19 protein-coding genes are annotated in these 17,781 nt (G+C 59.4%); 8 read left to right on the forward strand and 11 right to left on the reverse strand.

Features of this window, described 5'->3' with window-relative positions:
• Positions 1–43 precede the first annotated feature (43 nt).
• Positions 44–646 (forward strand): glutathione transferase GstA, encoded by a 603-nt coding sequence (gene gstA / locus C4J87_RS19700; RefSeq protein WP_124368103.1) that lies wholly within the window; start codon positions 44–46, stop codon positions 644–646.
• 51 nt (positions 647–697) lie between these two features.
• On the opposite strand, the gene C4J87_RS19705 is transcribed toward gstA, so the two are convergent.
• The gene (locus tag C4J87_RS19705; protein ID WP_124368104.1) at positions 698–1,624 is read right to left on the reverse strand and encodes an aliphatic sulfonate ABC transporter substrate-binding protein; all 927 of its coding nucleotides are present in this window, start codon (positions 1,622–1,624) and stop codon (positions 698–700) included.
• Positions 1,625–1,830: 206 nt separating this feature from the next.
• Here C4J87_RS19705 and C4J87_RS19710 point away from each other — a divergent pair, with 206 nt between their 5' ends.
• Positions 1,831–2,229 carry a GNAT family N-acetyltransferase gene (locus C4J87_RS19710; RefSeq protein ID WP_124368105.1) on the forward strand — a complete coding sequence of 133 codons (399 nt, stop codon included), beginning with the start codon at positions 1,831–1,833 and terminating at the stop codon, positions 2,227–2,229.
• A 172-nt stretch (positions 2,230–2,401) separates the two neighbouring features.
• Here C4J87_RS19710 and def read toward each other — a convergent pair whose 3' ends face one another.
• The 3 genes from def to C4J87_RS19725 all read right to left on the reverse strand — a co-directional run bounded on the left by def (position 2,402) and on the right by C4J87_RS19725 (position 4,260).
• Positions 2,402–2,941: a peptide deformylase gene (def, locus tag C4J87_RS19715; RefSeq protein WP_124368106.1), complete on the reverse strand. Its 540-nt coding sequence runs from the start codon at positions 2,939–2,941 to the stop codon at positions 2,402–2,404.
• Entirely contained in the window at positions 2,938–3,894 is a 957-nt protein-coding gene (locus tag C4J87_RS19720; RefSeq protein WP_124368107.1) for a YihY/virulence factor BrkB family protein, read from the reverse strand. The genes def and C4J87_RS19720 overlap by 4 nt, the downstream gene beginning before the upstream one ends.
• Before the next feature lie 180 nt (positions 3,895–4,074).
• Positions 4,075–4,260: a CsbD family protein gene (locus C4J87_RS19725; protein WP_124368108.1), complete on the reverse strand. Its 186-nt coding sequence runs from the start codon at positions 4,258–4,260 to the stop codon at positions 4,075–4,077.
• 201 nt (positions 4,261–4,461) lie between these two features.
• Here C4J87_RS19725 and C4J87_RS19730 point away from each other — a divergent pair, with 201 nt between their 5' ends.
• On the forward strand, positions 4,462–4,839 hold the full coding sequence (locus C4J87_RS19730) for a hypothetical protein (RefSeq protein WP_124368109.1): 378 nt from the start codon (positions 4,462–4,464) through the stop codon (positions 4,837–4,839).
• A 115-nt stretch (positions 4,840–4,954) separates the two neighbouring features.
• Here C4J87_RS19730 and fadD1 read toward each other — a convergent pair whose 3' ends face one another.
• Together fadD1 and fadD2 are read right to left on the reverse strand one after the other, a co-directional pair.
• The gene (gene fadD1 / locus C4J87_RS19735; protein ID WP_124368110.1) at positions 4,955–6,646 is read right to left on the reverse strand and encodes a long-chain-fatty-acid--CoA ligase FadD1; all 1,692 of its coding nucleotides are present in this window, start codon (positions 6,644–6,646) and stop codon (positions 4,955–4,957) included.
• A 380-nt stretch (positions 6,647–7,026) separates the two neighbouring features.
• A complete protein-coding gene (gene fadD2, locus C4J87_RS19740) occupies positions 7,027–8,715 on the reverse strand; it encodes a long-chain-fatty-acid--CoA ligase FadD2 (protein ID WP_124368111.1) in 1,689 nt (562 codons plus the stop codon).
• Positions 8,716–8,927: 212 nt separating this feature from the next.
• On the opposite strand from fadD2, the gene C4J87_RS19745 reads away from it, so the two are divergent.
• On the forward strand, positions 8,928–9,872 hold the full coding sequence (locus tag C4J87_RS19745) for an alpha/beta hydrolase (protein ID WP_124368112.1): 945 nt from the start codon (positions 8,928–8,930) through the stop codon (positions 9,870–9,872).
• A gap of 57 nt (positions 9,873–9,929) precedes the next feature.
• Entirely contained in the window at positions 9,930–10,400 is a 471-nt protein-coding gene (locus tag C4J87_RS19750; protein ID WP_034115694.1) for a MaoC family dehydratase, read from the forward strand.
• A gap of 134 nt (positions 10,401–10,534) precedes the next feature.
• Here the strand turns inward: C4J87_RS19750 and C4J87_RS19755 are convergent, their stop codons facing one another.
• A complete protein-coding gene (locus tag C4J87_RS19755; RefSeq protein ID WP_124368113.1) occupies positions 10,535–11,002 on the reverse strand; it encodes a PA2169 family four-helix-bundle protein in 468 nt (155 codons plus the stop codon).
• Positions 11,003–11,207: 205 nt separating this feature from the next.
• On the opposite strand from C4J87_RS19755, the gene C4J87_RS19760 reads away from it, so the two are divergent.
• Both C4J87_RS19760 and C4J87_RS19765 read left to right on the forward strand, forming a co-directional pair.
• A complete protein-coding gene (locus C4J87_RS19760; RefSeq protein WP_104505342.1) occupies positions 11,208–11,444 on the forward strand; it encodes a DUF3820 family protein in 237 nt (78 codons plus the stop codon).
• A gap of 14 nt (positions 11,445–11,458) precedes the next feature.
• On the forward strand, positions 11,459–12,634 hold the full coding sequence (locus C4J87_RS19765) for an aminotransferase class V-fold PLP-dependent enzyme (protein ID WP_124368114.1): 1,176 nt from the start codon (positions 11,459–11,461) through the stop codon (positions 12,632–12,634).
• 202 nt (positions 12,635–12,836) lie between these two features.
• On the opposite strand, the gene C4J87_RS19770 is transcribed toward C4J87_RS19765, so the two are convergent.
• From C4J87_RS19770 to zwf, 3 genes are read right to left on the reverse strand one after another with little or no spacing between them, the layout of a single operon-like run.
• Complete coding sequence (locus tag C4J87_RS19770) at positions 12,837–13,502, reverse strand: bifunctional 4-hydroxy-2-oxoglutarate aldolase/2-dehydro-3-deoxy-phosphogluconate aldolase (protein WP_069076884.1); 666 nt, start codon at positions 13,500–13,502, stop codon at positions 12,837–12,839.
• Positions 13,503–13,519: 17 nt separating this feature from the next.
• Complete coding sequence (gene pgl / locus C4J87_RS19775) at positions 13,520–14,233, reverse strand: 6-phosphogluconolactonase (RefSeq protein ID WP_124368115.1); 714 nt, start codon at positions 14,231–14,233, stop codon at positions 13,520–13,522.
• A complete protein-coding gene (gene zwf, locus C4J87_RS19780) occupies positions 14,220–15,686 on the reverse strand; it encodes a glucose-6-phosphate dehydrogenase (protein ID WP_124364119.1) in 1,467 nt (488 codons plus the stop codon). The genes pgl and zwf overlap by 14 nt, the downstream gene beginning before the upstream one ends.
• A gap of 220 nt (positions 15,687–15,906) precedes the next feature.
• Here zwf and C4J87_RS19785 point away from each other — a divergent pair, with 220 nt between their 5' ends.
• Positions 15,907–16,767 carry a MurR/RpiR family transcriptional regulator gene (locus C4J87_RS19785; protein WP_170039859.1) on the forward strand — a complete coding sequence of 287 codons (861 nt, stop codon included), beginning with the start codon at positions 15,907–15,909 and terminating at the stop codon, positions 16,765–16,767.
• A gap of 129 nt (positions 16,768–16,896) precedes the next feature.
• On the opposite strand, the gene C4J87_RS19790 is transcribed toward C4J87_RS19785, so the two are convergent.
• Entirely contained in the window at positions 16,897–17,742 is an 846-nt protein-coding gene (locus tag C4J87_RS19790) for a D-hexose-6-phosphate mutarotase (protein WP_124368116.1), read from the reverse strand.
• Between the last annotated feature and the right edge of the window lie 39 nt (positions 17,743–17,781).

Consider the following 17,781-nt stretch of genomic DNA (forward strand, 5'->3'; position numbering starts at 1 on the left):
CCATGCCCGCGAGACTGGTGCAAATCCCACACAGAAACCCTCCATGAAACTGTATTTCTCCCCGAATGCCTGCTCGCTCGCCCCCCATATCGTGCTGCAGGAATTGGCCTTGCCCTTCGACCTGGTGCGCGTGGATAACCAGGCCAAGACCACGGCCGACGGCAAGGACTTCATGCAGATCAACCCCAAGGGTTACGTCGCAGCACTGCAACTGGACAACGGCCAGGTGTTGACCGAAGCCAGCGCGATCCTGCAATACCTCGCCGACCTGAAGCCCGATGCCCATCTGGCCCCGGCCAACGGCAGCTGGGAGCGCGTGCGCTTGCAAGAGTGGTTGAATTTCATCGCCACCGAAGTGCATGGCGGGCTGGCGGTCTTTTTCAACAGGGCAATCCAGGGCGAGGTGCGGGCCCTGTTCCAGGCCACATTATTCAAACGTTTTGCGGTGCTGGTGCAAACGTTGGAGCAACAGGATTATTTGCTGGGCGCGCAGTATTCGGTAGCGGATGCGTATCTGTTTGTGGTGCTGCGTTGGGCTGCGGTTCATGGGATTGAGCTGAATGAATGGCCGGCGTTGGTGGCATTTCAACAACGGGTGGGCAAGCGGCCCACTGTGGTTGCGGCCCTGGCAGCGGAAAATCCATGAGCGGTCAGGTAATCAAGTAGTGGCGAGGGAGCCGCTCCCTCGCCCCAGGGCTTATGGACCTTTGAACACAACCTGCTGCACATCAACCTTTTTCGGGATCAAGCCATTGGCGAAAAACAAATCGGCGGTGCGTTGCTGATTGGCGATGTCGACCGCCTGCAGCGGCCGGATCGGCTCGGGCGAGCGGTGCTCGAAGTAGCGTTTGACCACCGCCGGTTGCAGGCCCAGGGTCTTGGCCATCAGCGCGATGCTGTCTTCGGGTTGGTCCAGGGACAGACGCTGCGCCTTGCCGAGGGTTTGCAGGATGGTGGCAATGGCCTGTGGATTTTGCCGGGCAAACGCGCTGCTGGTCACGAAGAAGCTGCCGGCCGGATTGAGGCCCTCGCCGGTGCCCAACACGCGGGCGGCACCGTCGACCACGGCGGCCGAGTAGTAAGGGTCCCACACCACCCAGGCGTCCACCTTGCCTTGCTCGAACGCGGCGCGCCCGTCGGAGGGCGACAGGTACACCACGTTCACATCTTTCCACTGCAAGCCGGCGCGCAGCAGGCTCTTGAGGAACAGGTTGTGCGCACTGGAACCCTTGAGCAGCGCCACGCGCTTGCCCTTGAGTTCGGCCACGCTCTGAATGGGGCTGGCTTGAGGCACCAGCACGGCTTCGGTTTTGCCCTCATTGGGCTCGACGGCGATGTACTGCAACTCGATACCGGCGGCCTGGGCGAAAATGGGTGGGATGTCGCCGATATTGCCGATGTCCAGGCTGCCGGCGTTCAGCGCCTCGATCAGCGGCGGGCCACCGAGGAACTCGGTCCACTGCACCTGAGTGCCGGGCAGCGCGGCTTCGAACAGCTTGTGTTCACGGGCGAGCACCATGCTCACCGAGCTTTTCTGATAGCCAATGCGCAGCGTGGCTGGATCGGCGGCCAGGGCGTTTGCGGCGACCAGCGAAAGAACGGCGACAGCAATTATTTTCAGCATAAGAGCGCTTCCTTGACCTTGACGGCGGGTGCGGTTGGGCACGGTATGTCGGGTGCTTCGAAGCAGCGATCCTAGCAAGCCCTCTTATTCATTAATAATATTAAAAAGTCATCTATTTATAACTCTATATGCGGACTCGCAGGCCGATGTTTGCGCCCTGCCGGCAACGGCTACAATGCCCGCCTCGCCCTTTCATTGGTTTGAACATGCACATCGAACGCTTGGCAGCGCCGCTATGGCCGCTGCTGAACAAGTTTTACCGCAGCCACAACTCGTCCATGAAGGCGCTCAAGGACGGGCAGTTGTGGGTGGCGAGGGACACGCAGATCGTTGCCGGGTTATGCCTGACCCCCGTGGTCGGTGGGCAATGGCTGACCGGCGTGTTCGTTGACCCGGCTTATCGCGGCCAGGGGCTGGCGGCGCGGTTGATTCAACAGGCGGTGGCGGGTGTGGACGGCAAGGTCTGGCTGTTGTGCCATCCGGACCTTGAAACGCTGTACCAGCACATGGGGTTTTCCCAGCACACCGTGTTGCCGCAGTCGCTCAGTGAACGGCTGGTGCGCTACAAGCGCAACAAGCCGATGATCGCGATGGGGCTTCGATAACCTGATGGCTTGCGCCCGATAGAAGTGGGTAGAAGCGAGCTTGCTCGCGAAAAACTCACAGGCACCGCGTTCATTCAGCAAGCACGCGTTATCGTTGACATCTTTCGCGAGCAAGCTCGCTCCTACAGGGAGCAAGCCCCCTCCCACATTTGGACCTGTTGCAGTCTGCTGGTCATTCGTCGGCGGTTGGGTCCATTTCCGGGAACATCACTTCGATAAACCCGAACTTGCTGAAGTCGGTAATCCGCGACGGGTACAACCGCCCGATCAGGTGATCGCACTCATGCTGCACCACCCGTGCATGGAAGCCGTCGGCAAAGCGTACGATCGGCTCGCCCTTGGGGTCGAAACCTTCGTAGCGGATCTGCTGATAGCGGTCCACAGCGCCGCGCAGGCCGGGGACGGACAGGCAGCCCTCATATCCCTCTTCCAGCACCGGGCTGAGCGGTGTGATCAACGGGTTGATCAGGATGGTCTGCGGTACCGGTGGTGCCTGCGGGTAGCGTTCGCTGGCCTCGAAACCAAAGATCACCAATTGCAGGTCCACACCGATCTGCGGCGCAGCCAGGCCGACGCCGCCCACGTGCTCCATGGTCTGGAACATGTCATCGATCAGTTGCCACAGCTCGGGGCTGTCGAACATTTCCGGCGGCACTGGCGGGGCGATGCGCAGCAGACGTTCATCGCCCATTTTCAGGATTTCACGGATCATTGATCAGGCTCAACGGTAAGAGGCTTGGAATGGTCCCGGCCCAGGCCTGAGACATGTTGTTTTTCACCGGTATGGCCCGGTTCGTCGATTTCTTTTTCGCCGGGGTCCTTGCCTTCGGCGGACATGTGTTCGATCACGGCGTTCATCTCCGCGCCAAGCAACAGCACGGCGGCGGAAATATAGAAGTACAAGAGCAACACGATGATCGCGCCGATACTGCCGTACATGGCGTTGTAGTCGGCGAAGGTTTTAACGTAGTAGCCAAAGCCGAGGGAAGCGACGATCCACACCACCACCGCCAATACGGAACCGGGGGTGATAAAGCGAAACTCCTGTTCGACGTCCGGCATCACGTAGTACATGAGGGCCACGGCAAACATCAGCAGGATCACGATCAGCGGCCAGCGCAGGATGGTCCACAGCGTGACAACGAATTCCTGCATACCGATCTGCCCCGCCAGCCATTCCATCACCTGCGGGCCGAGCACCATCAGCGCGGCGGCGGCGAGCAGCATGCCGGCGATGCCGATGGTGTAGAAAATCGATAGCGGGAAACGCTTCCAGATCGGCCGCCCCTCCACCACGTCATAGGCCGCATTCATCGCGCTCATCATCAGGCGTACGCCAGCGGAGGCGGTCCACAGGGCGATCACGATACCCACCGAGAGCAGCCCGCCCTTGGATTGCTGCAACTGGTCGATCACCGGGTTGACCTGCTCCAGTGCCTGGGGCGGCAATACCAGCTCCGACTGCAGGCGCAGCCAAGTGAAGAAATCCGGCAGATGCAGGAAACCGATCAGGGCAATCAGGAACAACAGGAAGGGAAACAACGAGAACAGCATCTGGTAGGCCAGAGCCGAGGCGTAGGTGGGCATCTCGTCATCGACGAATTCCGTTACGGTGCGCACCAGCACCTTGTGCAGCTTGAGACCATCGAGTACCGGAAAAATCATAGCGTCTCCTTTCGCCGCAAAGAGGGTGAGGTCGCGGGCGACTCAGGGGCCGTTTTCTACATCAAAGTAGCCCATTTGGCGACTTTGAAACAATTTCTAAACTTTAGTTGCAGCCTTGGATACAAAAACGGCCATCCGTAGATGGCCGTCGGGCTGCTGGGATGAGCCAGCCGGACCGTCTTACTCGGTCGCTTTTTTCACTGCGTCCTTGGTCTTGCCCACTGCCTGCTGAGCTTCGCCTTTCTTTTCCTGGATCACGCCTTCAGCACGCAGTTTGTCGTTGTCCGTCACCTTGCCGACACCTTGCTTGATGTTACCGGCGGCTTCATTAGCTACGCCTTTTACCTTATCGGAAGTGCTGCTCATGGTATTACTCCTGATAACAATCAAATGGTTTTAGGTCACTACGTAGCGGTTGACTGGAAGCCAAGCGCCAGAGTTTCAATTATTTTTAAGTGTGCATTTGATCGAAAGGGGCAGGTTTGCCTTTATGTTTTGCGGCCAACCCACGAGAATGCCCGGCAGATTCAGGCTCGAACGCTGAATAACAGATCCCGTAGGAAGGTTATGAAACTCAATAAAGCACAGGCCATCGCCCGCAGAAACCAGGAACTGGGCGGCGCCGTACTCGGCGTCAACAACTGCCATTTCACCGACCTGGACCCCAAACGCAATATCTGGTGGTTCGACTTGCCAGTGGCGCGGATTGGCGTGGGCCAGTACGAGTGGATCCACTTGTTGATGCACAACGCCGAGACTGACCAACTGCTGCACCTGAAAGTGCCAACGGCGTTCCTGCGTGAGAACCTCGAAGGGTTGGTGGTGCGCAATGCCGGCAAGCGCAAGCCGGAAATCACCCTGGAACTGAGCGCCGACAAGGACTCGTTCCTCAAGGACGTGCGCCCTGCCGGTGCGGGAATCAGCTTTGCGCAGTTCGCCCTGTAATAACGCAGTCATAAATGTGGGAGGGGGCTTGCTCCCGATAGCTAAGTGTCAGTCACGTTATCTGCGACTGGCCCACCGCTATCGGGAGCAAGCCCCCTCCCACATTTGAAGTGCGTTACTTTTTGAAACCGAGCTTCTTCAGTTCTTCATCGCGCAATTCACGCCGCAGAATCTTGCCCACATTGGTGGTCGGCAGCGCATCGCGAAATTCGACGGCCTTGGGCACCTTGTAGCCGGTGACGTTGGCGCGCATGTGTTCCATCACCTGTTCCTTGGTCAGGGTGGCGCCAGGCTTTACCACGATGAACAGCTTGATGTGCTCCCCGGACTTTTCATCCGGCACGCCGATGGCCGCACACTGCAACACGCCCGGCAGGCCCGCCAGCACGTCTTCCAGTTCGTTGGGATACACGTTGAAGCCCGAGACCAGGATCATGTCTTTCTTGCGGTCGACAATACGCATGTAGCCGTCGGGCTGGATGATCGCGATGTCGCCGGTCTTCAGCCAGCCTTCGCTGTCGAGCATTTCGTCGGTTGCGTCCTGGCGCTGCCAGTAGCCCTTCATGACCTGGGGGCCCTTCACGCACAGCTCGCCGGTTTCGCCCAGCGGCAGCTCGGTGCCGTCGTCGGCGATCACTTTACACACGGTGGAGGGCACCGGGATGCCAATGGTGCCGATCTGGATATGCTGGATCGGGTTGACCGTGGCCACCGGGCTGGTCTCGGTCATGCCGTACCCTTCGCAGATGCCACAACCGGTCACCGCCTTCCAACGCTCGGCGGCCGCCAGCTGCAGCGCCATGCCGCCTGAAAGGGTAACCTTCAGCGCGGAGAAATCCAGCTTGCGGAAGCCTTCGTTGTTGCACAGCGCGACAAACAGGGTATTGAGGCCGACAAAGCCGCTGAACTTCCACTTCGAGAGCTCCTTGACCATCGCCGGCAGGTCGCGCGGGTTGCTGATCAGGATGTTGTGGTTGCCGATCAGCATCATCGCCATGCAATGAAAGGTAAACGCATAGATGTGGTACAGCGGCAGCGGCGTGATCAGGATCTCGCACCCTTCGTTGAGGTTGGAGCCCATCAGCGCCTTGCATTGCAGCATGTTGGCGACCAGGTTGCGATGGGTGAGCATCGCGCCCTTGGCCACGCCGGTGGTGCCGCCGGTGTATTGCAGCACCGCCACATCGCCGCTGGCCGGGTTGGCATCGCTGACCGCCCGGCCCTGCCCCTTGGCCAGCACGTCATTGAACTTGATCGCTTGCGGCAAATGATAGGCCGGGACCATTTTCTTCACGTACTTGATCACGCTGTTGATCAACAGGCGCTTGAACGGCGACAGCAGGTCGGCGACTTCGGTCACGATCACGTGTTTGATGGCGGTCTTGGGCACGACTTTTTCAGCCAGGTGCGCCATGTTGGCCAGGCAAACCAGGGCCTTGGCCCCGGAGTCATTGAATTGGTGTTCCATTTCCCGCGCGGTGTACAGCGGGTTGGTGTTGACCACGATCAGCCCGGCACGGATAGCGCCGAATACGGCGACCGGGTATTGCAGGACATTGGGCAGTTGCACGGCGATTCGGTCGCCAGGCTTCAAGTCGGTGTGCTGTTGCAGGTAGGCGGCGAATGCGCCGGACAATTCGTACAGTTCACCGTAGGTGATGGTCTTGCCCAGGTTGCTGAAAGCCGGTTTGTTGGCGAAGCGCTGGCAGGACTGCTTCAGTACCGCCTGAATATTCGGATACTCGTCTGGATTGATTTGTGCAGCAATCCCGGCGGGGTACTTATCCTTCCAAAAGTCTTCGTTCATGGAAGCCCACTCCTCAGCGACGCGAATTCATCATCGCATTTGATGCGATTATTATTGGTGTATGTTTTTTTAAGGTGAATCTGGCGCTTCAAGCAGGCCTAGACGTCACAAAGCGCGCCGAGAGTAGCAGCTTTGCCAAGGGCCGACTAGAGCCAAAAGAGGGCCCTACGGTCACTAACACGACTGTCCTACAATAATTGGTCACACTTTTAACTCAGGCAAAATAACCCACTGAAAGGCTCTGGAATAGGGCTTTGCGGGCAATACAAAACAATGTGGGAGGGGGCTTGCTCCCGATGGCGGAGTGTCAGTCACTGCATCTGTGCCTGAAACACCGCAATCGGGTGCAAGCCCCCTCCCACATTTTGTAGCTATTCGGTTCAGGCGATGTCGCGCAGCTCCCGCCGCAGGATTTTCCCCACCGGCGTCATCGGCAACGAATCCCTGAGCACAATATGCTTGGGCACTTTGTACCCCGTGAAGTTGGTCTTGCAGTACGCCTTCAACTCCTCAAGGCTCACACCCTCGGCACGCGCGACCACAAACAGCTTCACCGCTTCCCCCGTGCGCTCATCCGGCACGCCGATCACCGCGCAGTTGGCCACGGCCGGGTGGGCCATCACCACGTCTTCGATCTCATTGGGATAAACGTTAAAACCCGAGACGATGATCAGGTCTTTCTTGCGGTCGACGATGCGTATAAAGCCGTCGGTATCGATCACGGCAATATCGCCGGTCTTGAGCCATCCCTCGGCATCCAGCGCCTCGGCCGTGGCCGCCGGCTGCTGCCAATAGCCCTTCATCACCTGCGGGCCCTTGATGCACAGTTCGCCGCGTTCGCCCAACGGCAACTCAGCGCCCTCATCATCGACCACCTTCATGGCCGTGGCCGGCACCGGAATGCCTACTGTGCCCAGCCGCGATTGATTGCCATAGGGGTTGGTGCTGGCTACTGGTGAAGTTTCGGTCAGGCCGTAGCCCTCGCCGATTGCACACCCGGTGATCTGCTGCCAACGCTCGGCGGTGGCCTTGATCAGCGCCGTGCCGCCGGAATTGGTCAACTTGAGATGGGAAAAGTCCAGGCTCTTGAAGTCCGGATGCTCCATCAGCGCCACAAACAACGTGTTGAGCCCCAGCAGCCCGGTGAAGCGCCACTTCTTCAGTTCCTTGATAAACCCGCCGATGTCGCGCGGGTTGGTGATCAGCACGTTGTGGTTGCCGGACACCATCATGCACATGCAGTTCGCGGTGAACGCATAGATGTGGTACAGCGGCAGCGGCGCAATCATCACCTCCTGCCCTTCCTTGATCAGCGGATGGCCGTCGTCCCCCAGTTGCGACATGCACGCCCGCGCCTGCTGCATATTCGCCACCAGATTGCCGTGGGTGAGCATCGCGCCCTTGGCCTGGCCGGTGGTGCCACCGGTGTATTGCAGCACGGCGATGTCCTCGAGGCTCACCGGATGTCGCGTCACGCCCAGGCCCGCGCCCATGTGCAAGGCGCGCTTGAACGACACCGCACGCGGCAGGTGGTAGGCCGGGACCATCTTCTTGACTTTGTCGACCAGGGTGTTGACCAGCCAGCCTTTGGCGGCGGGCATGAAATCGCCCATTTTGGCTTCGATCAGGTAGTCGATCTCGGTGTCGGTACACACCTCCTGTACCCGCGAACCGAACAGGTTGAGGTAGACCAGCGCACGCACGCCGGCGTCCTTGAACTGGTGGCGCATTTCACGCGGGGTGTACAACGGGTTGGTATTGACCACAATCAGCCCGGCGCGCAGTGCGCCAAAAACCGCAATCGGGTAATGCAACACGTTGGGCATCTGCACCGCGATGCGCTCGCCGGGCTTGAGGTCGGTGTGCTGCTGCAGGTAACCGGCGAACGCCGCACTCTGGCGCTCAAGCTCGGCGTAGGTCAGGGTAATGCCCATGTTGCTGAACGCCGGACGGTCGGCAAAGGTCTTGCAGGAACGCTCGAAGACTTCGATCACTGATTGATAGGCAGTGAGGTCGATGGTGTTGGGCACACCCGCCGCGCGTTTGTCATTCCAAAAATCAGGTTGCATTATTCTTGTCCTCTTTACCTGAGTGTGTCCGGCCGCTTTTCTATGCAGCTACAAAGAGCGGAGCTTTGAGGACGTTAGCAGTAATGGCCAAACAGGCAATACACTCAACTGTGTCATTGATTGTATGAATCTTGTCGCTGAGGCGCAGGCAGATACCCCGCCCCCCACCCGATGAGCTATACACTGCAACGACCCTGCGCAAAGGAACCGCCATGAACCACAGCACTTTCTGGCTGACCGCGAACGACCACAGCCGCCTGTACGTCAATCAATGGATGCCCGCCGAGCCTCCCAGGGCCCTGGTGATGCTGTCCCATGGCATGGCCGAGCACAGCGGCCGCTATGGGCGCCTGGCGCAGGCGTTGTGCGCCGCCGGCTATGGTGTGTATGCGCTGGACCAACGTGGCCATGGCCGTACCGCCGGCGAAGGCACCTTGGGGCTGTACGCCGAAGAGGATGGCTGGAACAAAGTGGTGGGCGACCTGGCCAGCCTTAACCAGCACATCGGCCAGCAGCAACCGGGGCTGCCGATTATTTTGCTTGGCCACAGCATGGGCAGCTATATCGCCCAGGCCTATCTGCTGCATCACAGCGCCAGCCTGCATGGGGCGATACTCAGCGGTTCGAATTTCCAGCCGGTGGCGTTGTATCGCGCGGCACGGGCGATTGCCCGTATCGAGCGCGCGCGCCAGGGTTTGCGCGGGCGTAGTGCATTGATTGACTTTCTGTCGTTCGGCTCCTTCAACAAAGCGTTCAAACCCAATCGCACCGCCTTCGACTGGCTCAGCCGCGACCCGGTTGAAGTCGACCAATACATCCATGACCCGCTTTGCGGTTTCCGCTGCACCAACCAGCTGTGGGTCGACCTGCTCGGCGGCTTGCAGCAAATCAGCAAAGCGTCCAATCTCGCGCAGATCGATCCGGGCCTGCCAATTCTGATAATCGGCGGCGAATGTGATCCGGTGAGTGAAGGCAAGCGTCTCAAAAGCCTGGCCCATGCCCTGCGCGACGCGGGCTGCCAGCACCTGCAATTGACGCTCTACCCGCAGGCACGTCATGAAGTGTTTAATGAAACCAACCGCGACGACGTCACCGCGGATGTGCTGACATGGCTCGATCACGCCCTGACAGTGCGCAGGCCTACCCGCTGCGAATAATTTTTCGTTTAAAATCAGCCAATTAAATTATCGATTAGCCACAGGATGCACCTTTAGATGACCCAGGTAACCAACACCCCCTACGAGGCCCTTGAAGTCGGCCAGACCGCCAGCTTCAGCAAGACCGTCGAAGAGCGCGATATCCAGTTGTTCGCCGCCATGTCTGGCGATCACAACCCGGTGCACCTGGATGCCGAGTATGCCAAGGCGACCATGTTCAAAGAACGCATCGCCCATGGCATGTTCAGCGGTGCGTTGATCAGCGCGGCGGTAGCCTGTGAACTGCCCGGCCCGGGCACGATTTATATCGGCCAGCAGATGAGCTTTCAAAAGCCGGTCAAGATCGGCGACACCCTCACCGTGCGCCTGGAAATCCTGGAGAAGCTGCCCAAGTTCCGTGTACGCATTGCCACGCGAGTGTTCAACCAGCGCGATGAGTTGGTAGTGGATGGCGAAGCGGAGATTCTTGCCCCGCGCAAACAGCAGGTAGTGACGTTGACCGAATTGCCGCCAATCAGCATTGGCTGAAAATGACGCAATACAAATGTGGGAGGGGGCTTGCCCCCGATGGCGGTGATTCAGTCAATAAACCTATCGACTGATCCACCGCTATCGGGAGCAAGCCCCCTCCCACACTTTTTACAGCATGTACAACCCAGGGCTTACGACTGAGCGCGAGCCTGGTTACGCAGAGCTTTAACCTGGTCGTGGTTGCGCTGCACGCCGTGGTACTGACGTTCAACCAGATCACGGATACCCAGCAGGTTGTGCTTGTTGATCTTCTCGATCGCTTCCTTGTAAGCCTTCAGTGCGTGGTCTTCACCGCGCTCGGCTTCGTTCAGCACGGACTCTTCGTCCTTACCGGTCACCATCGATTTCACGTCAACCCAACCGCGATGCATAGCACCGGCCACGCTGCCGGATTCTTTCGGCTCGCCACCCAGGGCACGCACGGCAGTTTTCAGCTCGGTGGCAGCAGTGGCGCAATCGGCGGAGCGCTTGACGAACAGGGCTTTGAGCTCAGGGTGCTTGATGTCTTCAGCGCACTCCTTGAAACCCTTTTGGCCGTCGATGCTGGTTTCGATCAGGTCGTTCAGTACGGAGATGGATTCTTTATTGATGTCAGTCATTTTTCAATTCCTTATGTGGGTTGAGAAAGGTTGTGTTAATGATTGCAGCGCCCGTGCCAGGTTTTGAAAAATTACTTATTTGTTTTATTTCAATGACTTACGAATTATTGAACCATCTGTATCGACGTTATTTGCATGATCTGCCATTTGGCCTTCATGCAGAATGCCTGTATTTTCCCCGCTATCGAATCAAACGCTGAAGCCCATGAACCCCGAAAAACTCGAATTGCTGATCACCCGCGAAATGCCCTTCGGCAAATACAAAGGGCGGATCATCGCCGACTTGCCCGGCCCCTACCTGAACTGGTTCGCCCGTGAAGGTTTTCCCCACGGGGAACTGGGTGGCTTGCTGGCACTGATGCAGGAAATCGACCACAACGGTTTGGCCGAATTGCTTGAACCGCTGCGCGTTAAACACGGTAAACCCGCCCCTCGCCATTAATTAAGAGCCTCGCCATGCCAAGGAATGCAAACAACGAAAGTCACTGGCAGGCCATCGCCCAGCGCTATGAGCTGGAGCCGGGCCCGATCAATCTGGAAAACGGCTACTTCGGGCGCATGAGCCGTGCAGTCCAGGCCCAGTACCTGGAACACGTTGCCTTCATCAATCGCAGCAACTCGGTGTACGTGCGTCAGCGCTTCGAGCAAGGGGAAAATCTCGAGATTCGTCGCCAACTGGCCGCTTTGATCGATGCAGACCCGGACTCGGTGGCCTTCACCCGCAACGCCACTGAAGCCTTGCAGTCGCTGATCCGCAACTACAACCGCCTGCAACCCGGCGACCAAGTGCTGATCAGTGACCTGGAGTACGACACGGTCAAAGGCGCGATGCGCTGGCTGGCCGGCGTGCGCGGTGTCGAAGTGATCGAGATTTCCCACGCTCACCCGGCCAGTTTCGACAGCCTCGTGCAGATCTATCGCGATACCTTCATTCAGTACCCGCGCTTGAAGCTGATGGCGCTGACCCATGTCACGCACCGCACCGGCCTGGTGATGCCAGTGGCGGCGATCGCCAAGGCTGCGCGTGAACAGGATATTGATGTAATTCTCGACGGCGCCCACGCTCTGGGCCAGATCGATTTCAACCTGGCCGAGTTGGGCATTCAGTTCGCCGGCTTCAACTTGCACAAATGGATCGGCGCCCCGCTGACCCTGGGCTTTCTCTACATCGCCCCCGAGCGCCTGGCGGATATCGACCCGGACATGGGTGAATTCCACTACCCCGCCACGGATGTACGCGCGCGTACGTCCTACAGCACGCCGAACTTTCCGGCACTGATGAGCCTGCCGTTGGTGTTTGAAGAACACCGGGAACTAGGTGGCGCGACGGCCAAAGGTGCACGGGTCAACTATCTGCGGGACATGTGGGTGAGACAGGTGCGGGCGTTGCCGGGAATAGAGGTGCTGGCCCCGGATGATCCGCGACTGTATTGCGGGATTACGGCGTTCAAGTTCATTGGGCGCGATCAGCAGGTGATGGTGGAACGGTTGCTCAACGATTACGGGCTGTTCACCACGACCCGCACGGGTTCGGCGTTTGGCACGTGTATTCGGGTGACACCGGGATTGGTGACGTCAGCACAAGACATCGGCACGCTGGTCAACGCCATTACCGAGCTGAGCGAAGATTAAATGTGGGAGGGGGCTTGCTCCCGATAGCGGTGAATCAGTCACTACATGTATTGACTGAACCACTGCTATCGGGAGCAAGCCCCCTCCCACATTGGTTTTGTGGCGTTCTTCAGGTTTTCTACAGGCAAAAAAAAGCGGTACACCGACCAAGTGCACCGCAAAAATGCCGTTAAGCACAGCAACAACGATTCGATAAATCAGATCAATCCAGCAGCGCCAGCGCCTCGGCGGTGACTTCCTGGATACGCGCCCAGTCGCCATTCTTGACCCACTCAGGATCAAGCATCCAGCTACCGCCCACGCACATCACGTTTTTCAACGCCATGTAGCTTTTGATGTTGGCCGGGCCGACGCCACCGGTCGGGCAGAATTTCACTTCGCCGAACGGGCCACCGAGGGCCTTGATCGCCGCCACGCCGCCGCTGACTTCGGCCGGGAACAGCTTGAAGCGGCGATAGCCCAGGCCATAGCCTTCCATAATGCCGGAGGCATTGCTGATGCCAGGCAGCAGCGGGATCGGGCTGTGCACCGAGGCTTCCAGCAGGTCGCGGGTGATGCCGGGGGTGACAATGAACTGCGAGCCGGCAACTTCTGCCGCTTCGAGCATATGACGGTCCAGCACAGTGCCGGCACCGGTGCACAGTTCAGGGCGCTGCTCGCGCAATACCTGGATGGCCTTGAGGCCGAACTCGGAACGCAGGGTCACTTCCAGGGCGGTCAGGCCACCGGCAGCCAGGGCATCGGCCAGGGGCAGGATGTCCTGTTCGCGGGCGATGGTGATCACCGGCAGGATCCGCGCCTTGGCGCAGAGGCTGTCGATCAGGGCAACTTTATCCGCCATGGACACGGTCGGTTGAGGGCTTTTCATAGCGGCTGATCCTTGGCTCATGGGCACCAGTAAATCTCTAAAGTAGGTTGCAAAAACGCGCGAATCGGCATGGCGGCGACATCGTCACCGGCCAGCGCGGCGCTCAAGGTAGTCAACTTCGAACTGCCGGAAATCGACAGCACGGTGTAGTGGGCCGTGGCCAGCAATGCACGACTCATGGTCAGGCGCTGGTGCGGCACGGTCGGCGCCAGCATTGGCCAGCAACGGCGGGTGCCGTCGGCCTGCAACGCCTGGGCGAGGTTCGGGCTGTTGGGAAACAGCGATGCGGTGTGGCCGTCATCGCCCATGCCCAGCACCAGCACATCGATCGCCGGCAGTTCGGCCAGCAGGCGATCAGCCTGCTCGGCCGCCTCTTCAAGGTTGGCGGCAGCGCTGTACAGGCTCAAGAATTTCGCCTTGGCCGCCGGGCCCTGCAGCAGGTGCTGCTTTAACAAGCCGGCATTGCTGTCGGCGTGCTCCACCGGCACCCAACGCTCGTCGGCCAGGGTGACCGTGACCTTGGACCAGTCCAGGGCCTGCCTGGCCAGGTTCTGGAAGAACGCCACCGGGCTGCGGCCACCGGACACCACCAGGGTGGCCGCGCCACGGGCGCTGATGGCCACGCGCAATTGTTCGGCCACGTCATTGGCCAGGCCGTCCGCCAACAGCACGGGCGTGCGGTACTCATGGGCAGTAACGCCCTGAGGCAGTTTCAATTCAGATATCGCCATACCACGACCTCCCATCCCGCGTGATCAGTGCAATCGAGCTCATCGGCCCCCAGGATCCCGCCGCGTACGGCTTGGGCGCATCACCGGATTTTTTCCACCCGGCGATCAACTGGTCACACCACTTCCACGCGGCTTCAATTTCATCTTTGCGAACAAACAGGTTCTGATTGCCGCGCATCACTTCCAGCAACAACCGCTCGTAGGCATCGGGAATCCGTGCGCTGCGATAGGTGTCGGAAAAATTCAGTTGCAGCGGCCCGCTGCGCAGTTGCATGCCCTTGTCCAGGCCCTGCTCCTTGGTCATCACGCGCAAGGAAATACCTTCGTCCGGCTGCAGGCGGATGATCAACTTGTTGCTGATCTGCAAGCGCTGCTCGGGGGCGAAGATATAGTGGGACGGTTCCTTGAAGTGGATGACGATCTGCGACAGCTTTTGCGGCATGCGCTTGCCGGTACGCAGGTAGAATGGCACCCCGGCCCAACGCCAGTTGCGAATATCGGCGCGCAGGGCGACGAAGGTCTCGGTGTCGCTCTGGGTGTTGGAATTCTCTTCTTCCAGGTACCCCGGCACGGCTTTACCGGCGCTGTAGCCGGCAATGTACTGGCCGCGCACCACTTGGGTGGTCAGGCCTTCCGGGCTGATCGGCGCCAGGGCCTTGAGCACCTTGACCTTCTCATCGCGAATGCTGTCGGCAGACAGATCGGCCGGCGGGTCCATGGCGATCAGGCACAGCAACTGCAGCAGGTGGTTCTGAATCATGTCGCGCAGTTGGCCAGCCTTGTCGAAGTAGCCCCAACGGCCCTCGATGCCAACCTGCTCGGCCACGGTGATTTCCACGTGGGAAATGTAGTTCTGGTTCCATTGGGTTTCGAACAGGCTGTTGGCGAAACGCAAGGCGATCAGGTTCTGGACGGTCTCTTTGCCCAGGTAGTGGTCGATACGGTAGGTGCGGTTTTCCGGGAAAAACTGCGCGACGGCGTCGTTGACCTTGCGCGAGGATTCCAGGTCCGAACCAATCGGCTTTTCCAGCACGACGCGGGTGTTTTCCGCCAGGCCGACCTTGGACAGGTTTTCGCAGATCGCGCCATACACGGCGGCCGGGGTGGCGAAGTAGGCGATCAGGCGCTGTTCGCTACCGACCTTTTCGGCAAGGGCGACGTAGTCGTCGGCCTTCATGAAGTCGACATGCACATACGCCAGGCGCGCCAGGAAACGCTGGGCCACGGCTTCGTCCAGCTCCTTGCCGACGTATTTGCGCAGTTCTGTTTCGATATGGGCCAGGTGCTGCTGCTCGGAACCGGCTTCGCGGGCCAGGGCCAGGATGCGCGTGTCATCGTGCAGCAAGCCGGCGCCATCGAGTTGATAGAGGGCAGGAAATAACTTGCGCAGCGCCAGATCACCCAAGGCGCCAAACAGGGCAAAGGTGCAGGGTTCTACGGTTATCAAAGGCATGATGTTTGTTCTTTTATCAAGTTAAGCTACAAATACCTTTTTTCAAGGCATCACTCAAGGAAAAATGTAGTAATAACCACAACATTTTCCGCAAATACGCATTGCGAGTGGTGGTGTTCGGCTACCCTCAGTAGGATAGGCCACCGCGAAAAACCACTCATCGATTGGTTACCGCCTCTTTATTTGCATCGTCGCCCGAAGGAAAGACTGAATGGACCGCGTGCGAAATCTTCTGGAACAGATCCGGAACCGCCTCGAAGAATTGAACAAGGCCGAGAAAAAAGTCGCCGAGGTCATCCTGCTCAACCCGCAGCAGGCCACCCGCTTCTCGATCGCTGCCCTCGCCCAAGCCGCTTCGGTCAGTGAACCGACGGTCAACCGCTTCTGCCGTTCGTTCGGCGTCAGTGGTTACCCTGAACTTAAATTGCAATTGGCGCAAAGCCTGGCCAGTGGCGCGGCGTATGTCAGCCGCGCCGTGGAAGCCGATGATAACCCGGAGGCCTACACCCAGAAGATCTTCGGCAGCGCCATCGCGTCCCTGGACAGTGCCTGCCAGGCCCTCGACCCGGCCCTGATCAGCAAGGCCGTGGATCTGTTGATCCAGGCGCGGCAGATCCACTTCTTCGGCCTGGGCGCCTCGGCCCCGGTGGCCATGGACGCGTTGCACAAGTTCTTCCGTTTCAACCTGGCGGTGACCGCCCACGCCGATGTGCTGATGCAACGCATGATCGCCTCAGTGGCGCATACCGGTGAGTTGTTCGTGATCATTTCCTACACCGGGCGTACCCGTGAGCTGGTGGAAGTGGCGCGTATCGCGCGGGAAAACGGCGCGTCGGTGCTGGGCGTAACGGCCGAGAACTCACCGTTGGCCAAGGCCAGCACGGTGAGCCTGAACATTCCGCTGCCGGAAGACACCGATATCTACATGCCGATGACCTCGCGGATCATTCAACTGACGGTGCTGGATGTGCTGGCGACCGGGATGACGTTGCGCCGCGGAGTGGATTTCCAGCCGCATTTGCGCAAGATCAAAGAGAGCTTGAATGACAGCCGGTATCCGGTGGGGGATGAGTTCAACTGAGCCTGATCGTTCCCACGCTCCGCGTGGGAATGCCTCTTGTGACGCTCCGCGTCACGGCATCAAGAGCAGACGCGGAGCGTCAAGGGCTGCTTTCCCACGCGCAGCGTGGGAACGATCACAGCAGTACCACTAAATCCCAGCCCGAGCCTGCAAACTCAGATGCGCCCTCTCCCCCGGCGCCAGGCTCGCCCCGGCCATCGCCGACTCCACGCACACAAACCCCGACGCCTCGTTGAAGCTCACACCCAGCAACGGCCGGCTGCCGGGATGCCACACCACGGTATCGGCGCTGTCGCCGGTGTCGATACACAGTTCCCGCTGCCACGCATGGTCCTTGAGGTGCAACTCACCCTCATGCTGGAACACCCGCTGGCAGCCGCCATCCACCCGCAGCTCGCCTTCCTGCTGGCAAGCCTGGCGGTTGAGCTGGTCGTAACCTTGCGCCCCGTCGAGCCCAGACAGCGCTACCTCGTCAACGTGACCGATACGCCAGTAGGCGTGTAAAGCATGGCTCAACTGGCACGGCAGCTCATCCTGGTGCTCGGTGCTCAGGCGCAGTTCCAGGGTTTCACCCAAATGCGCGTGCAGGTCCACCTGCCAGTCGCACAGCTGCAGCTGCCAGTGCAGGCGCACGCCATCGTCTTCGGTGCTGCTGTCGAGCAGTTTCCAATCGATCAAGCGCGCCCAACCGTGGGAAGGCCACGCGTTTTCGCTGGGGTGGCGGCCATACCACGGCCAGCACACCGGCACGCCACCCCGGATGGCACCGACTTGCGGCCACTTGGCGGCGCACCACAGCCAGGGTTTCTGGCCGGTGGGCTGAAAGTGCAGCAATTGCGCGCCCTGGCGACTGAACACCGCCTGGCACAGCGGATGGTCGATCACCAATACGTCACGCATCTGGAAGCGCTCCCAGGCGAACACCGGACGCTCGCGCAAGGATTTGAAAAAGCGTTGCAGCGGTTGCTCATGCATGTGCACAGGTCCTGAATATCACAGTGCAACCCAAAAAAA

This window comes from Pseudomonas sp. R1-43-08 (genome assembly GCF_003852255.1).
Classification (GTDB): domain Bacteria; phylum Pseudomonadota; class Gammaproteobacteria; order Pseudomonadales; family Pseudomonadaceae; genus Aquipseudomonas.